Annotated in this window: 16 protein-coding genes; 6 read left to right on the top strand and 10 right to left on the bottom strand. The window is 72.8% G+C overall.

Features of this window, described 5'->3' with window-relative positions:
* Positions 1–64: 64 nt before the first annotated feature.
* From AC07D6_RS16165 to aspS, 3 genes are all read right to left on the bottom strand, one after another.
* Positions 65–856, bottom strand: coding sequence for a L,D-transpeptidase family protein (locus AC07D6_RS16165; RefSeq protein ID WP_479044871.1), 792 nt, complete (start codon positions 854–856; stop codon positions 65–67).
* Positions 857–1,089: 233 nt separating this feature from the next.
* A complete protein-coding gene (locus AC07D6_RS16160) occupies positions 1,090–1,626 on the bottom strand; it encodes a hypothetical protein (RefSeq protein ID WP_315879334.1) in 537 nt (178 codons plus the stop codon).
* A 289-nt stretch (positions 1,627–1,915) separates the two neighbouring features.
* Complete coding sequence (aspS, locus tag AC07D6_RS16155; protein WP_315879333.1) at positions 1,916–3,682, bottom strand: aspartate--tRNA ligase; 1,767 nt, start codon at positions 3,680–3,682, stop codon at positions 1,916–1,918.
* Positions 3,683–3,853: 171 nt separating this feature from the next.
* Here aspS and AC07D6_RS16150 point away from each other — a divergent pair, with 171 nt between their 5' ends.
* Positions 3,854–5,950 carry a SpoIIE family protein phosphatase gene (locus tag AC07D6_RS16150; RefSeq protein ID WP_479044867.1) on the top strand — a complete coding sequence of 699 codons (2,097 nt, stop codon included), beginning with the start codon at positions 3,854–3,856 and terminating at the stop codon, positions 5,948–5,950.
* Here AC07D6_RS16150 and AC07D6_RS16145 read toward each other — a convergent pair.
* The 4 genes from AC07D6_RS16145 to AC07D6_RS16130 all read right to left on the bottom strand — a co-directional run bounded on the left by AC07D6_RS16145 (position 5,920) and on the right by AC07D6_RS16130 (position 9,735).
* Positions 5,920–6,978: an AI-2E family transporter gene (locus tag AC07D6_RS16145; RefSeq protein WP_479044865.1), complete on the bottom strand. Its 1,059-nt coding sequence runs from the start codon at positions 6,976–6,978 to the stop codon at positions 5,920–5,922. The genes AC07D6_RS16150 and AC07D6_RS16145 overlap by 31 nt on opposite strands.
* Positions 6,979–7,054: 76 nt before the next feature.
* Entirely contained in the window at positions 7,055–8,029 is a 975-nt protein-coding gene (locus tag AC07D6_RS16140) for a pirin family protein (RefSeq protein WP_315879330.1), read from the bottom strand.
* Positions 8,030–8,872: 843 nt separating this feature from the next.
* Entirely contained in the window at positions 8,873–9,325 is a 453-nt protein-coding gene (locus AC07D6_RS16135) for an SseB family protein (RefSeq protein ID WP_315879329.1), read from the bottom strand.
* A 77-nt stretch (positions 9,326–9,402) separates the two neighbouring features.
* Positions 9,403–9,735, bottom strand: coding sequence for a hypothetical protein (locus AC07D6_RS16130; RefSeq protein ID WP_479044861.1), 333 nt, complete (start codon positions 9,733–9,735; stop codon positions 9,403–9,405).
* 55 nt (positions 9,736–9,790) lie between these two features.
* Between AC07D6_RS16130 and AC07D6_RS16125 the strand changes: the two genes are divergently transcribed.
* The gene (locus AC07D6_RS16125) at positions 9,791–10,453 is read left to right on the top strand and encodes an SMI1/KNR4 family protein (RefSeq protein WP_479044859.1); all 663 of its coding nucleotides are present in this window, start codon (positions 9,791–9,793) and stop codon (positions 10,451–10,453) included.
* Between the two features lie 3 nt (positions 10,454–10,456).
* Here AC07D6_RS16125 and AC07D6_RS16120 read toward each other — a convergent pair whose 3' ends face one another.
* Together AC07D6_RS16120 and AC07D6_RS16115 are read right to left on the bottom strand one after the other, a co-directional pair.
* Positions 10,457–10,735 carry a DUF397 domain-containing protein gene (locus AC07D6_RS16120; protein WP_479044857.1) on the bottom strand — a complete coding sequence of 93 codons (279 nt, stop codon included), beginning with the start codon at positions 10,733–10,735 and terminating at the stop codon, positions 10,457–10,459.
* On the bottom strand, positions 10,716–11,576 hold the full coding sequence (locus tag AC07D6_RS16115) for a helix-turn-helix domain-containing protein (protein WP_479044855.1): 861 nt from the start codon (positions 11,574–11,576) through the stop codon (positions 10,716–10,718). Before AC07D6_RS16115 ends, AC07D6_RS16120 begins: the two co-directional genes overlap by 20 nt.
* Positions 11,577–11,689: 113 nt before the next feature.
* Here AC07D6_RS16115 and AC07D6_RS16110 point away from each other — a divergent pair, with 113 nt between their 5' ends.
* The gene (locus tag AC07D6_RS16110) at positions 11,690–11,884 is read left to right on the top strand and encodes a hypothetical protein (protein ID WP_479044853.1); all 195 of its coding nucleotides are present in this window, start codon (positions 11,690–11,692) and stop codon (positions 11,882–11,884) included.
* A 117-nt stretch (positions 11,885–12,001) separates the two neighbouring features.
* Positions 12,002–13,831 (top strand): acyl-CoA dehydrogenase, encoded by a 1,830-nt coding sequence (locus tag AC07D6_RS16105; protein ID WP_315879323.1) that lies wholly within the window; start codon positions 12,002–12,004, stop codon positions 13,829–13,831.
* Positions 13,832–13,926: 95 nt separating this feature from the next.
* On the opposite strand, the gene AC07D6_RS16100 is transcribed toward AC07D6_RS16105, so the two are convergent.
* Complete coding sequence (locus AC07D6_RS16100; protein ID WP_315877070.1) at positions 13,927–14,415, bottom strand: DUF6083 domain-containing protein; 489 nt, start codon at positions 14,413–14,415, stop codon at positions 13,927–13,929.
* Between the two features lie 125 nt (positions 14,416–14,540).
* On the opposite strand from AC07D6_RS16100, the gene AC07D6_RS16095 reads away from it, so the two are divergent.
* Together AC07D6_RS16095 and AC07D6_RS16090 are read left to right on the top strand one after the other, a co-directional pair.
* Positions 14,541–15,836 (top strand): M18 family aminopeptidase, encoded by a 1,296-nt coding sequence (locus AC07D6_RS16095; RefSeq protein WP_479044850.1) that lies wholly within the window; start codon positions 14,541–14,543, stop codon positions 15,834–15,836.
* A 79-nt stretch (positions 15,837–15,915) separates the two neighbouring features.
* Positions 15,916–16,149 carry a hypothetical protein gene (locus AC07D6_RS16090; RefSeq protein ID WP_479044848.1) on the top strand — a complete coding sequence of 78 codons (234 nt, stop codon included), beginning with the start codon at positions 15,916–15,918 and terminating at the stop codon, positions 16,147–16,149.
* Positions 16,150–16,494: the final 345 nt, after the last annotated feature.

Here is a 16,494-nt window from a genome sequence, read left to right as displayed (position 1 = left end):
CGTCGGCGGGGGTGCCCGGCCCGGTGGTCCGGGCGGCGCCCCGGAACGGGCGCCGGTGCCCTGATCAGAGGCCCAGGCTCTGCACGTCGCCCATCACCACCACCGGCTTGTGCGCCGGGTCCAGCCACCTCAGCAGCTCCCGCATGTGGGCGCGGCCCAGCGACACGCAGCCCTGCGTGGGCCCGTCGTGGTCGACGTGGATCCAGATGCCGCCGCCGCGCTCCTCGCCGAGCGGGCGGGTCAGGTCGAGGGGGGTCGTACCGGAGACGCGGTTGTAGTTGATGGCGACGACGTAGTCGAACGACCCCTCCAGCGGTTCGCCCAGGGAGCCGCTGCCGGTGGCGGTGAAATCGGCGTTCTGGTCGTACGGGAGCTTCGCGCCCGGGTCCGGGAGGAGGCCGCCCGCGTCGGTGAGGTCGAAGACGCCGATCGGGGAGCGCAGGTCGTCCTGGACGTGGTGGTCGGTCCAGCCCCGCACGCCGTTGTGCGCGGGCCACGGTTCGGAGACGGCGGTCCAGCCGGTGCCGGGGCGGCGTTCGTACAGGGTGGCCGTGCCCGTGTTCACGTCCCGGCCGTGGCCCTGGACGACGAGGGCCTGGCGGCTGTCGTGCGGGATGGCGGCGCGGGTGGCCGGGCCGAGGCCGGGGATGCTGGCGGGCGCGGCGGGCGGTCCGGGCACGGCGCGCGGGGGCGCGTGGCCCTCCTGGCTCCGGGTGGCGGTGGCCGCGCCGGGACCCCTGTCGCGACCGCCGGCTCCGGCGCCGTCGCCGCCGGCGGCGCAGGCGGACAGCGGCAGGAGCGCGAGCAGCAGCGTCGCGGCGAGGAGGCGGCGGCGGGGGCGTCGCAGGACGGGCATGTCGGGCCTTTCGGTGGTGGCGGCTTCGGAGGCCGCGAGGGGCCTCCCCTTCACAGCTCCCACGGCGGGCCCCGCCCAGAACGCCCCTGCCCGTAGAACGCCCCCGTACGCGCGACCCCGCCCGGTCGGGTTCCCGCGGCGCGGGGCCGCCCGGGACGGCCGCGGCCCCGGGCTCCGGAGGGCCGGGAACCCGGGGCCGCGGGTCGTCCCCCGCGATCGGGGACCACCGGGGGTCAGACTCGCTGGTAGCGGAGCGCCGTGCGGCCGGAGCCGTCCGAGAAGATGTCGGCCCGGATCGTCTCGCCGACGCTGTTGACCCGCCTCACCTGCAGTCGGATCGTGGTCTCCTCGGTCACCGTGATGCGCTCGCTGATCGGCGCCGTCGACTGCTTGGCGACGATGCCCAGGGCGGGGATGTTCATGTGGGTGACCAGGCGCTCGCTCAGCGGCACCGCCTCGTTCTCGGTGACGTTCCAGAGCCGGGCCTGGATGGACGCGAGGAGGCGGTCGTCGGCCGCGATGCGCCCGCGGACGTCCGCGTCCAGGAGGTACGTTCCGGGCCGGGGCAACGTGACCCGCAGGGACGTGTTGACCCAGGTGCCCGACGCGGTCGGCTGTAGGTTCACGTTGCCCTGCTGCAGGTGCGCGACGCCCCCGTCGGGGCCCTGGGCGGCGGCTGGGGTGGTGTGGCTCTGCGTGGCGAGCACGGCGGCCAGGCAGAGGAGGAGGGCCGCGACGACGGCGGCGGAACGGGTGCGGACGGATTGCATGCTTCCTCCCGGACTCGAGCCCGATGGGCGGTTCCGCCACGGTAGGAAAGGGTGCACGAGGGAAGCAGTCACCCGAACGAGTGAAGAGGGATTTAATCGGACAATACGATTTGAGTGGATGTACTACTGACGTGCTCCCCCAGCTTTCGCACGCCCTCGGCACGGGCCGGTCAGCGTGGCAGAGACAGCCCGTACAAGAGGGAAGTCAGCGCCGGACCCCGGCGGGCCGGGCACGGGAAAGGCCCCGGGACCGTGGGGTCCCGGGGCCTTCAGCCCGTCCGCGCCGTGCCTACTTGTCCGACACCGGCTTGCGCAGCGCGATGTTCAGCTCCCGCAGGCGCGCCTCGTCCAGCTCCGTCGGGGCGCCCATCATCAGGTCCTGGGCGTTGCCGTTGAGCGGGAAGGCGATCGTCTCGCGGATGTTCGGCTCGTCGGCCAGCAGCATGACGATGCGGTCGACACCGGGGGCGATGCCGCCGTGCGGCGGGGCGCCGAAGCGGAACGCGCGGAGCATGCCCGCGAACTCCTGCTCGACGGTCTCGCGGTCGTACCCGGCGATCTCGAACGCCTTGATCATGATCTCCGGCTCGTGGTTCCGGATCGCGCCGGAGGAGAGCTCGACGCCGTTGCAGACGATGTCGTACTGCCAGGCCAGGATGTCGAGCGGGTCCTTCTCCTCCAGGTCCTTCATGCCGCCCTGGGGCATCGAGAAGGGGTTGTGCGAGAAGTCGATCTTGCCGGTCTCCTCGTCCTTCTCGTACATCGGGAAGTCGACGATCCAGCAGAAGCGGAAGACGTTCTCCTCGAAGTGGCCGGCGCGCTTGGCGGCTTCGACGCGCACGGCGCCCATGATCTTGGAGACCTCGTCGAACTCGCCGGCGCCGAAGAACACGGCGTGGCCGGGCTTCAGGCCGAGGCGGTCGACGAGCGTCTTCACGTCCTCCTCGGTGAGGAACTTCGCGATCGGGCCGCTGAGCGTCATGTCCTCGCCGACGCGGATCCAGGCGAGGCCCTTCGCGCCGTGCTCGACGGCGAAGTCGCCCATCGAGTCGAAGAACTTGCGCGGCTGGTCCTGCACGGCCGGGACCGGCAGGGCGCGGACGTGCTTGCCGGCGAACGCCTTGAACCCGGAGTCCGCGAAGACGTCCGTGAGGTCGACGAGCTCCAGCCGGGCGCGCAGGTCCGGCTTGTCGGAGCCGTACTTCAGCATCGCCTCGCGGAACGGGATCCGCGGGAACGGCGACGTGACGTGGCGACCGCCGCCGAACTCCTCGAACAGCTCGGTCATGAGCTTCTCGATCGGCTGGAAGACGTCCTCCTGCTCGACGAAGGACATCTCCACGTCGAGCTGGTAGAACTCGCCCGGCGAGCGGTCGGCGCGGGCGTCCTCGTCGCGGAAGCAGGGCGCGATCTGGAAGTAGCGGTCGAAGCCGGAGACCATGAGCAGCTGCTTGAACTGCTGCGGCGCCTGCGGCAGCGCGTAGAACTTGCCCGGGTTGAGGCGGGAGGGCACGACGAAGTCGCGGGCGCCCTCGGGGGAGGTCGCGGTGAGGATCGGCGTGGCCATCTCGTTGAAGCCGAGGGCGACCATCTTCTGCCGGATCGCGGAGATCACGGCCGTGCGCAGCATGATGTTGCGGTGCATGCGCTCGCGGCGCAGGTCGAGGAAGCGGTACTCCAGGCGGCGCTCCTCGTTGACGCCGTCGTCCGTGTTGATGGTGAAGGGCAGCGGGCCGGCGGCGCCCAGCACCTCGACCTCGGAGACCTCGACCTCGACCTCGCCGGTCGGCAGGTCCGCGTTGACGTTCTCGGCGCCGCGCGAGACGACCTTGCCGTCCACGCGGACGACGGACTCCTTGGTCTGCTTGTCGAGGGCCTCGTACGCGGGGGTGCCGGGCCGGGCGACGAGCTGCGTGATCCCGTAGTGGTCGCGCAGATCGATGAAGAGGATGCCGCCCAGGTCGCGCCGATTGTGCAGCCAGCCGCTGAGCCGGACGTCGGTGCCGACGTCAGAAGCGCGGAGCTCGCCGCAGGTGTGGGACCTGTACCGATGCATCGTCGTTCATCCAGTCTTGGGTGGGCGGGTAGGGCTCGACCCGTCAAGGTTACCGTCCGTCCCCTCGCCGCCTCCCTGGACGACCGGGCGGCCGTTCGGTGCCTTCGCACGGTGGTGGTGCTTCGGGCCGCACAGTGGCGGCGCTTCGGGCCCTCTCCATAAAGTGGGGCAATGCGCACCGAGGACGTCCTGGCCGCGATCCTGACCGGTCTGTGGCGTTGGGACAACGCGACCGGAATCGTCCAGCTCGACGCCGAGGCGGCCCGGCTGCTCGGGCTGCCCGCCGAGCCCGTGGAGCTGACGGAGGGCGCCGTGCGCTCCCGGTTCCACCCGGTCGACTGGAACGAGATCGACGGCGTGGTCAACCTGGCGCTCGCGGAGGGCACCCTCGCGGAGTCGCGACTGCGGGTGATGGACGAGAGCGGCCGGGTGGTCCGTACGGTGCGGTCGCGGGCGAAGCCGTCGGTGGACAGGACCGGGCTGCGGCTGGTCGGCACGGTGCAGGAGGTCGCGGAGCCGGAGCCGGGGAGGGCCGCGCGCTCGCCGGTGACGGGTGACTGGCGGCGGTCGCGGGAGGCGTTCCTGCTGGACGCGGGGCGGGCGCTGGCGGAGGCGCGGTCGACGGCGGAGGTGCTGCGGGTCGCGGCGTCGCTGTCGATGCCGGGGTTCTCGCCGGACGGGCTCGCGGTGTTCGGGGTCGCGGGCGACCGGCTGACGATCATCGGGCAGCACGGGTACGGCCCCGGTGACGAGGAGCCGTTCTCGGAGATGCCGCTGGACACGGACTACCCGGCGGCGGAGGTGGTCCGCACCGGGCGGGCGATCTACCTGTCGACGCCGGACGAGTACCGGGAGCGGTTCCCGACGACGTGGCCGCTGGCGCGGCGGTTCGGCCGGGAGTCGTGGGCGTTCCTGCCGCTGACCGTCGCGGGCCGGACGATGGGCGCGTGGCTGGCGGCCTTCACGTACCGGGTCGGGTTCACCCCGGACGAGCGGTCGGTGCTGACGACGGTGGCGCGGATGCTGGCGCAGGCGCTGGCCAGGGCGGGGGTCGCGGAGTCGGAGCGGGAGCTGTCGCTGGGGTTGCAGCGGACGATGCTGCCGGTGCTGGGCCCGGCGGTCCCCGGCATGGAGGTGGCCGCGCGGTACGTGCCGACGGGCGGCGGGCTCCAGGTGGGCGGCGACTGGTACGACATGATCCAGCTCCCCGGCGGGCGGGCCGCGTTCGTGATCGGCGACGTGCAGGGGCACGACGTGCGGGCGGCGGGGCTGATGGGCCAGTTGCGGATCGCCCTGCGCGCGTACGCCTCGGAGGGGCACCGGCCGGACGCGGTGCTGTCGCGGGCGTCGCGGTTCCTGTACGGGATCACGGAGGGCGGCAACGGCGGAGTCGACGCCGACGGGGCGCGGTTCGCGACCTGCCTGTACCTGGAGGTCGATCCGGCGACGGGCACGCTGGACATCGCCCGCGCCGGGCACCCGGACCCGGCGGTGCTGATGGCGGACGGCACGGTGATGATCCGGCCGACGGACGGCGGGCTGCCGCTGGGGATCGTCCCGGACACGGACTACCCGACGACGCGGATGACGCTGGAGCCGGGCGAGACGCTGATGATCTGCACGGACGGCCTGCTGGAGACCGGCGGGCACGACATGGAGACGGGCTGGCTGCGGGTCCGCAAGCTGCTGGAGGAGCACGAGCCGGGCCGGGAGTCGCTGGAGGAACTGGCGGACTCGCTGGTGCAGGCGGTGCACGGGCCGGGTTCGCACCACACGACGGGCCCGCTCGCGGACCGGCGCGAGGACGACATCGCGCTGCTGCTGCTGTCCCGTACGGGCGAGCCGGGCGGGCGGCTGGCACCGCCGCGGCGCACGGCGCTGACGGTCGCGCAGGCGGAGCCGGAGCGGATCGCGGGGGCGCGGCGTCAGCTGCGGGAGCTGCTGCACGACTGGGCGGACGAGGACCAGGTCGACTCGGCGGTGCTGATGGTGTCGGAGATGGTCACGAACGTGCTGGTCCACACGGACGGGGACGCGCTGCTGGTGGCGGAGGCGCGCGGGGAGCGGGGCGGGCGGCGGCTGCGGGTGGAGGTCGCGGACGCGAGCGACGAGCTGCCGCACCGCCGGCGGCCGGGCGAGATGGCCTCGTCGGGGCGGGGGCTGGTGCTGATGGAGACGCTGGCGCACGCGTGGGGCGTGGACCCGCGGGGCGAGGGCAAGTCGATCTGGTTCGAGCTCTACGAGGGCGGGGCGCCGGCCGCCGGGTGACCGTAGTGCCGCCGCACCTCGCCGAGGACGCCGAACGCGGCGGCGGCGAGGGGCACGGCGAGCAGCATGCCGAGGATGCCGGCGACGGACGCGCCCGCGGTGATGGCGATCATGACGACGGCCGGGTGCATCTGGACGGTACGGCTCTGGATCAGCGGCTGGAGGACGTTCCCCTCCAGCACCTGCACGGCCAGGAGGACCCCCAGCGCCCACAGGGCGATGGCCAGGCCCCGGTCCGCGAAGGCGACGAGCACGGCGACGGCCCCGGAGAGGAACGCGCCGAGGTACGGGACGTAGGCGCCGACGAAGACGAGCGCGCCCAGCCCCACCGCGCCCGGCACGCGCAGCACGAGCAGTCCGGCGGTGATGAACGCGGCGTCGATCAGCGCGATCAGGGTGGTGCCGCGCATGAACCCCTCGACGGCTTCGAACGCGCGCCGCGCCATGGCCTCCACCATGTCGCCGGTCGACGCCGGTGCGAGCGAGCGCAGCGCGCCGACGGCGCGGCCGGAGTCCCGCAGGAAGAAGAAGACGAGGAACAGGGCGAGGACCGCCATGGCGATCACCTCGCCGACGACGCTGATCCCGCTGAGCACGCCGGACGCGGCGGTCGAGCCGAACCGGCCGAGGAGGCCCCTGGCATTGGCGGCGAGGTCGTCGAGGGAGGTGCCGGCAGCCCCGAGGGGGCCGGCGAGGTCCCGGGCGGCGCGGCGCAGGGACACGACGATCTGGTCGCCGGTGTCGATGAGCGCGGCGACGACGACGTAGGTGGCGCCGCCGCAGACGGCGACGACGGCGGTGCAGGTCAGCCCGGCGGCGAGGGAGCGGTTGAGGCGCATCGCGACGAGCCGGCGGTGGAGGGGGCCGAGCAGGGCGGTGCCGAGGAGGGCGAGGAGGACCGGGACGACGGCGGTCCGGAAGGTGACGCACAGCCAGACGGCGACGGCCGCGGCGCCCGTGACGAGGAGGGCGACGGCGCACCAGGCGGCGAGGCGACGGACGGGTTCGGGCAGCGGGGACGGCGGCACGCCCCCAGCGCACCACGCGCGCGCGGGCCCCGCACTCCGGCGGGACCCACGCGGGTGACGTACCGTCAGAAGACGGTCAGAGGGGCTGGTCCTCGCCCATGCCGTGGACGGCGGGGACGCGGCCGAGACGGCCGGCCTGGAAGTCCTCGAACGCCTGGAGCAGCTCGTCGCGGGTGTTCATGACGAACGGCCCGTAGTGCGCCATGGGCTCCCGGATGGGCCGCCCGCCGAGGAGCACGACCTCCAGGTCGGGCGTGTTGCCGTCCTGCTTCTCGTCGGCCCGTACGGTGACCGCGCCCCCGTCGCCGAAGACGGCGGTCTGGCCCGTGTGGACGGGACGCCGTTCCGTGCCGACCGTGCCGCGCCCGGCGAGGACGTACGCGAGGGCGTTGAAGTCGGAGCGCCAGGGCAGCGTGACCTCGGAGCCGGGGCGCAGCGTGGCGTGGACCATGGTGATGGGCGTGTGGGTGATGCCCGGGCCCTCGTGCCCGTCCAGCTCGCCGGCGATGACGCGCAGGAGCGCGCCGCCGTCGGAGGAGGTGAGGAGCTTGACGGAGCCGCCGCGGATGTCCTGGTAGCGGGGGTCCTTCATCTTGTCCTTGGCGGGGAGGTTCACCCACAGCTGGAGGCCGTGGAAGAGGCCGCCGGACATGACGAGCGACTCCGGGGGCGCCTCGATGTGCAGGAGCCCCGACCCGGCGGTCATCCACTGGGTGTCGCCGTTGGTGATGGTGCCGCCGCCGCCGTTGGAGTCCTGGTGGACGAAGGTGCCGTCGATCAGGTACGTGACGGTCTCGAAGCCGCGGTGCGGGTGCCAGGGGGTGCCCTTGGGCTCGCCCGGCGCGTACTCCACCTCGCCCATCTGGTCCATCATGATGAACGGGTCGAGGTGGCGGTAGTTGATCCCGGCGAACGCGCGGCGGACCGGGAAGCCCTCGCCCTCGAAGCCGCTCGGCGCGGTGACCACGGTGAGGACCTTGCGGGCCTGGGCGTCCGCCGGTGCGGTGACGCGGGGCAGGGTGAGCGGGTTCTCGACGGTGACGGCGGGCATTGCGGACCTCCGGGTGTCGGCGGGGCGGCGTGCGCCCACTTTAGTTGAAGGTTGAACTTCCTGCCAGTGGAACACCGCACCGGGCCCCCTTGTTCCCGGGCCGGCCGCGCCGGCGGGGTGCGGGAGGGGCCTCCTCGACGGCGCGCACCCCTCCCCGCCCCGGGCGAGCGGGGACGCCGCGGCCTCCCCCGGCCGTGCCCGCCACGGTCGCCGGACAAGCCGTACGGGTGAGGGCCGTCCCGCCGCGCCGATCGCCGGTCACCGCACCGACGGGGCCGGACAGCGCCGCGCCCCGGGCGCCGGGCGCGTCCAGGGTGGCGCCGCCGCGGCTCGCGGCGAGCCGTCCGGGGCGCGTCACGAGCCCGTGGGCACGCGTGCGGTGGTGGCCGGGCCTCCACCCGGTCGAGTGCGGGGACGCCCGCCGCGTCGGCGGGCCCGTGGGCACGCGTGCGGTGGCGGCCGGGATGATCGGTTCGCCCCGCCGGAAGACGGCGGTCCGCCGTGCCGAACGGGCCCGGTCCGGGACTTCACCGCCCACTCGCGGCACCAGGTCCACCAGGGCACAGGGCGTACAGGGCGAATTCGCGGATCAGCAGCGTGCTCGGCGGCTCCCCGGCCGGCCGGGACGGCACGCGGGGACGGCGCCCCTGGAGGACGTCGGGCCCGGCGGCCACGTGGCGCGCGGACGCGCTGTCGGCGGGCCACTCGCCCCTCGAACACCGGGCGGACCCTGGAGGGTCGACCGTCCGCCTGGAGGCCGACTGCCCTCCCTGCCGACCACGGGGGGCCGAAGGACGAAACGGTGCGGCGACCGCGTACGACCGGTCGGTGTCCGAACCGGCCCTATCCGTACATCCGGCGCATCGCGAAGTCGACCATCTCCTCGACGGCCTTCGCGTCGAACACGATCCGGTGGTCGCCCTCCATGTCGAGGACGAAGCCGTACCCGGTCGGGAGGAGGTCCAGGACCTCCGCACCGGTGATCACGAAGTACTTGGACTCCTTGCCGGCGTACCGGCGGAGCTGCTTCAGCGAGGTGAACATCGGGATGACCGGCTGCTGCGTGTTGTGCAGCGCGAGGAAGCCGGGGTTGTCGCCGCGCGGGCAGTACACCTTCGACGTGGCGAAGATCTGCTGGAAGTCCTCGGCGGACAGCGAGCCCGTGGTGAACGCGCGTACGGCGTCCGCGAGGGACGGCGGGGACGGCTCCGGGTACAGCGGCGGCTGCTGCCCGTACCCCTGCTGGGGCGGGGCGTACTGCTGCTGGGCGCCCGGGTTCTGCTCGTAGCCGTACATGCACGCAAGGGTACTGAGTGCCCGGGGCCCCGTGGCGCGCGCCCGGCGAGTTCGCGCCGCCGCCACCGCGGGGTGCCTCAGCCGCGCACCGCACTGGAGACGAACAGCGCGCCGGTGGGCGCGAACGCCGCCACCGCGCCCACCGACCAGTACAGCCGCCCGGACCCCCCGGCCCTGCGCCGCACGGGCCGGTTGGCGAGCCACCACACGAGCCCGAACAGCACCAGGACCGGCGTGGCGACGATGAACCACGGCAGCATGCCGTCGTTCTCGGTCGGCTCCCGCTGCGTCCACCCGAGCCCCGCGAGCGGCCAGTTCGACGCCCAGTACCAGACCAGCCAGAACGGTACGACCCCGGGAATCCCGAGGAACACGTTCAGCCCCACGCCCACCGCCAGCCACTTCCGCATCGGCCCAGTCTTCCAGGGGGCGGGGCGTGTCGGTGGCGGGGCCTAGGGTCACCCCATGAGTGCGCAGAGATGGGCGGGAGTCCGCGAGCGGGTCACGGCGCTGGCCGGGGCGCCTGGCGTGGCGGCGGTGTTCGGGTTCCCCCGGGGCGGTCCGCCGCTGGAGGACCCCTTGACGGAGGGGGAGTTGGCGGACCTGGAGCGGTACGCCGGGGTACGGCTGCCGGAGGAGTACCGCGACTTCCTGCTGCACGTCGGCGCGGGCGGCGCGGGCCCCGCGTACGGCGTGTACCCGGTCCGAGGGCGCCCGGACGGCACGTGGCAGTGGCACGGGGACGGCGCCGACATGACGCTGCCGCGGCGCCTCGCGGAGCCGTTCCCGGTGGACCGGGTGGACCCCGAGGTCCTCGACGCCCTGGTGGCCGAGCAGCCGGACGAGGAGGAGTACGACGACGAGGACGCGTTCGACGCGGCGCACGAGGCATGGGAGGAGCGCATGGAAGCCCTCCTGTGGACGGACGAGTCGACGGTCGGAGCGATCTGCCTGTCCACCACGGGGTGTGCCCAGCGCCAGTGGCTGGTCGTGTCCGGCCCCGAACGCGGCAACATGTGGGACGACCCGCGCTGCGACGACGCCGACCTGGAGCCGATGGGCGTCACGTTCGCGGAGTGGTACCTGAACTGGCTGGACGACGCGACCCGAACGGCGGGAGCGGCGTAGGGCTCAGCCCTTCAGCGCCTCGACGAACGGCACCCAGGCGCGAGCGGACACCACGAGCACGTCCCCGTCCGGCACCTTGGAGTCCCGGACGGGGACGACACCGGGGAGACTGTCGGAGACCTCGACGCAGTTGCCGCCGTCCCCATTGCTGTAGCTGCTCTTGCGCCAGCGCGCGGCACCGAGGAAGCCGTCCGCCACTTCGACGCAGTTCCCGCCCGACCCGTTGCTGTAGCTGCTCTTCCGCCAAACGGCGTCACTCAAGTCAACCCGGCTGCTTGCCATTTCGGAATTCCTCGGCCGTTGATTCGATCCTGGCGAGGGACGCCTCTGGCGGAAGCGCGGCGGCCCTCAGCAGATCGTACGACCTGCGATACGCCGCCACGAGGGCCGTATCGTCGATTGTGTGCCCCGTGTGCAGCGACTCGGTGTAAACCAGCGGCGGAGCGTCGGCAAAGGTCATGATCATGGCGGTGCCGAACATGAAGGGGTGCGCACCCGAACTCCACGGAAGCACCTGCGTAAAGACGCGCCTCCGCCTGACCAGGTCGGCGACACGGTCCAGTTGTTCTGCCATGAGCTCAGGTCGTAGCACCGGTTGGCGCAACAGGGACTCGTGCAGCACCACCCAGTACTGAGGCTTCTTGTGGTCTTCTTCGAAGAGACGCGACCGCTCCAACCGTGCTTCGACCTTGGCCTGAGTCTCCTCATCGGTCTCCAGTGGATGCGTCGCCCGCACCACCGCCCATGCGTACGCCCTGGTCTGGAGCAGCCCCGGGAAAACCGTCGGGCACCACTCCTCGATGGTCAGCGCATGCTTCTCCGCCTCCAAGATGCGCTCGAAGTACTCGGCGTGGCCCCGCAGGCGGGCCCGCCGCACGTCGTCGCAGCACCGCTCGAAGTACCCGTCCGTCTTCAGGACGCGGTCCACGTGGCGGGCCAGGTCGACCGGCATGCGGCGCTGGCCGCGCTCGATCTCGCTCAGGTACGTCGCCCCGTAGAAGCTGCCCTCCACCAGCTGCTCCAGCGTGAGCGCCGCACGCTCGCGCTGGAAGCGCAGTTCCTTGCCGTAGAAGCACGGGACGCTCTCCGACCCGTCGATGTCCTTGCGCTGCCCTCGCGCCATCGGAGATCACCTTTCACACCTCGCGCCGTGGTGGGCGAACGCCTTCCACCGTACGCACCGGCGCGCCATTGTGTGACTGCTTCGTCACAGCACGCACAGAAAGGGTGAACCCGATGACCGCGCACTACGACCCGGAGCGGGACCAGGAGGCCCGCAGCCTCGTGAGCGACCTGCGGACCGTCCTCGGAACGCACGGGATCAAGCTGCCGTCGCTCGGGCGGGACTACGGCGATCCGCCGCTCATCACGCTCGGGAACTGCAACCTGGCGACCGCCAAGGCCCTGGTGGACGCCCTTCGGCAGGCGTAACGCGTCACAGTTCGGGCGGCAGGGGTTGCCCTTATTACCCACGGGTAGCATCATCGTAGCTACCAACTGGTAGATGCACGAGGAACCTGCCTCCCGATCCCTTACGGAGCCGTCGCCATGGGGCACTACAAGTCGAATCTCCGCGACATCGAGTTCAACCTCTTCGAGGTCCTCGGCCGCGACAAGGTGTACGGCACCGGTCCGTTCGAGGAGATGGACGTCGAGACCGCCAAGAGCGTCCTGGACGAGCTCCGCCGGCTCGCGGAGAACGAGTTCGCCGAGTCCTTCGCCGACGCGGACCGCAACCCGCCGGTCTTCGACCCGGAGACGAACACCGCGCCGATCCCGGAGTCGTTCAAGAAGTCCTACAAGGCGTTCATGGACTCCGAGTACTGGCGGCTCGGCCTGCCGGAGGAGATCGGCGGCACGACCTCGCCCCGCTCGCTCATCTGGGCGTACGCGGAGCTGATCCTCGGCTCGAACCCGGCCGTCTGGATGTACTCCTCCGGCCCGGCCTTCGCCGGCGTCCTCTTCGAGGAGGGCAACGAGGCGCAGAAGAAGATCGCCGAGATCGCGGTCGAGAGGCAGTGGGGCTCCACCATGGTGCTGACCGAGCCGGACGCCGGCTCGGACGTGGGCGCCGGCCGCACCAAGGCCGTCCAGCAGGAGGACGGCTCGTGGCACATCGAGGGCGTGAAGCGCTTCATCACCTCCGGTGAGCACGACATGTCGGAGAACATCCTCCACTACGTCCTCGCCCGTCCCGAGGGTGCCGGTCCGGGCACCAAGGGCCTGTCGCTGTTCCTCGTCCCGAAGTACCACTTCGACTGGGAGACCGGCGAGCTGGGCGAGCGCAACGGCGTCTACGCGACGAACGTCGAGCACAAGATGGGCCTCAAGGCGTCCAACACGTGCGAGATGACCTTCGGCGACAAGCACCCCGCCAAGGGCTGGCTGATCGGCGACAAGCACGACGGCATCCGCCAGATGTTCCGCATCATCGAGTTCGCCCGCATGATGGTCGGCACGAAGGCCATCGCCACCCTGTCGACGGGCTACCTCAACGCGCTGGAGTACGCCAAGGAGCGCGTCCAGGGCCCCGACCTGGCGAACTTCATGGACAAGACCGCGCCGAAGGTCACCATCACGCACCACCCCGACGTGCGCCGCTCGCTCATGACGCAGAAGGCGTACGCGGAGGGCATGCGCGCCCTCGTCATGTACACCGCCGCGATCCAGGACGAGATCCAGGTCAAGGAGGCGGCCGGCGAGGACGCCAAGGCGCTGCACGGCCTGAACGACCTGCTGCTGCCGATCGTGAAGGGCTACGGCTCCGAGAAGTCGTACGAGCAGCTCGCCCAGTCCCTCCAGACGTTCGGCGGCTCCGGGTACCTCCAGGAGTACCCGATCGAGCAGTACATCCGCGACGCCAAGATCGACACCCTCTACGAGGGCACCACGGCCATCCAGGGCCAGGACTTCTTCTTCCGGAAGATCGTCCGCGACCAGGGCGCCTCGCTGAACGCCCTCTCCGAGGAGATCAAGAAGTTCCTCGCGCTGGGCACCGGCGGCGACGAGCTGGCCGGCGCCCGCGAGGCGCTCGCCAAGGCGGCCGTCGACCTGGAGGGGATCGTCGGCAAGATGCTCACCGACCTCACCGCGACCGGTGAGGACGTCAAGAACATCTACAAGGTCGGCCTGAACACCACGCGCCTGCTCATGGCCTCCGGTGACGTCGTCGTCGGCTACCTGCTGCTGCGCGGTGCCGCCGTCGCCGCCGAGAAGCTGGCCGCCGGCGCCTCCGCGAAGGACGCCGCCTTCTACCGGGGCAAGATCGCGGCGGCGAAGTTCTTCGCGGCCAACGTCCTGCCCGGCGTCGCCACCGAGCGCCTGATCGCCGAAGGCGTCGACAACTCCCTGATGGAGCTGGACGAGGCCGCCTTCTGACCGGCGCCCCACCCGCGGCCTGACGGCCCGCTCCCCCGGACGGTCCGGTCCGGGGGAGCGGGCCGTCCGCACGTCCGCCCCCGCCGCCGGGGCCTTCAGCTCCGGAGCCGTCCCGGGCACACGTCGAAGTGGCTCACCCGGCACGTGTCCACCGGGGCGGCGCCGTGCAGGTGCACCGCCGTGCCGTCCCCCGCTATGTACCAGCGTCTGCCGCGCGGCACCCCCGCCACCGGGCGCACCCCCGGCTCGATCGCCACCCACCGGTCGCCCGCCGTGCGGTGCCAGCGAGCCCGGCCCCCGCAGCGCCGGCACGTCATGGGCGAGCCCGCGCGCGGCGTCGGTGCCCGCCCGGGGCCGCGGCCGGAGGCGCGCAGGGCCGCCTCGGTCACCGGCAGCACGTCCCCCAGCCGTACCGGGTCGCGGTCCGCCGAGCCCGTGCCCGCCCTCGTACAGGCCGGGCAGAGCGGCATCATCAGCGAAAGGTTCCACTGCGCGCCGGGGGCCTCGCAGGCCGCGCAGGCGGGCGCCGCCGCCGGGCGGGCGGGCGCGGCCCCGGACAGGGCCGCCGAAGTCGTCGTCTCCACCAGTGCACCTCCGGTCACGCGTCGGTCAACGGTGTTTCCTCTCCGTCGATACTCGCAGCCACCACTGACAACGCCGCGTCCCCAACCCCTGCGCCCGGCCGGGCGGCCGCCCGTATGGTGTGGGCATGAGCAGCTCTCCCACCCGCTTCGACCGCGGCCACACCGACGACCTGATGACGTTCCTCACGGCCTCGCCGTCCCCGTACCACGCCGTGGCGACCGCCGCCGAGCGGCTGGAGGAGGCCGGCTTCCGCCGGGTCGAGGAGACCGCCGCGTGGGACGGCACGGCCGGCGGCAGGTACGTGGTCCGGGGCGGCGCGATCATCGCGTGGTACGTGCCGGAGGGCGCCGCCCCCCACACCCCGTTCCGGATCGTGGGCGCGCACACCGACTCGCCGAACCTGCGCGTCAAGCCGCGGCCCGACAGCGGCGCGCACGGCTGGCGGCAGGTCGCCGTCGAGATCTACGGCGGGCCCCTGCTGAACTCGTGGCTCGACCGCGACCTGGGCCTCGCCGGGCGGCTCACCCTCCGCGACGGCACCCACCGCCTGGTGAACGTCGACCGGCCGCTGCTGCGCGTCCCGCAGCTCGCCATCCACCTGGACCGGCAGGCCAACGAGGGCCTGAAGCTGGACCGGCAGCGCCACATGCAGCCCGTCTGGGGCCTCGACGACGACGTCCGCGAGGGCGACCTGATCCGTTTCCTCGCCGACGAGGCCGGGCTCGACGCGGAGGACGTCGCCGGCTGGGACCTCATGGTCCACTCCGTGGAGCCCCCCGCCTACCTGGGCCGCGACCGGGAGCTGCTCGCCGCGCCGCGCCTGGACAACCTGCTGTCCGTGCACGCCTGCACCGCCGCGCTCGCCGCCGTCGCCACCGCCGGCGCCCCGCCCGCGCACATCCCCGTCATGGCCGCGTTCGACCACGAGGAGAACGGCTCCGAGTCCGACACGGGCGCGCAGGGCCCGCTCCTCGGCACGGTGCTGGAACGATCCGTCTACGCGCGCGGCGGCACGTACGAGGACCGCGCCCGCGCCTTCGCCGGCACGGTCTGCCTCTCGTCCGACGTGGGCCACGCCGTGCACCCCAACTACGCGGAGCGGCACGACCCTTCGCACCACCCGCGCCCCAACGGCGGCCCCATCCTCAAGGTGAACGTCAACCAGCGGTACGCGACGGACGGCGGTGGCCGCGCGGTGTTCGCGGCGGCGTGCGAGGAGGCCGGCGTGCCGTGGCAGTCGTTCGTCTCCAACAACGACCTGCCGTGCGGTACGACGATCGGCCCGATCACCGCCGCCCGGCACGGCATCCGCACCGTCGACATCGGCGTCGCCTGCCTGTCCATGCACAGCGCGCGCGAGCTGTGCGGCGCCGACGACCCGTACCTGCTCGCCAACGCCCTGACCGCCTTCCTCAAGTGACCGCGCGCCCGGAGGCGTTGCGGGGCCCGCAGCGGGTACCCGCAGTACTCCGGACGAGTTCACACCGAGGAGGCACACCATGGGCCTGGGCGGATGCCTGCTGCTCATCGCCGGAGGCGCGATCCTCACGTTCGCGACCGACTGGGACATCAGCGGATTCAACCTGGACGTAGCCGGCCTGATCATGATGGCGGTCGGCCTGATCGGCGTCGCCGCGTACACGAGCATCGCGCGCCGGCGCAGGGCGGTCGTCCCGCCCGTGGCCCCGGTCATGGAGCCCGACCCGCTCCGCGACGACGGCCGCACGCTCTGACGCCGGTCCCCCGCGAACGGCGCAAGCGCCCGCGGTGGACGCGGGGTGACGCCGTGTCGGGTCCTGCCGGATGAGGGCCCGCCCCTCGTACGCCGCACCGGCGGGGCCCGTCGCGGCGGGCCCCGCCGGCGTACGACGCGGTCGACGCGGCGGGGCGAGGACGGTCGGCGCGGCGAGAGCGATGACGGTCGGTGCGGCGGGGGCCGCGGTCACGTCCCGCGCCCGCTGGTCCGGGGCCGCCCGGACGCCGCGTACGGCACCCCCGGCCCGCCACCGGCGACTTACCGGAACGCCCTCCGGTACGGCCCGACAGGCCCGTGCCGGAGGGCGTTCGCGCCGGTGCCG

It is taken from the genome of Streptomyces sp. NPDC045287, assembly GCF_056432325.1.
The sequence above is the reverse complement of the archived record's forward strand: the minus strand, read 5'-3'. Positions and strand labels throughout refer to the sequence as shown.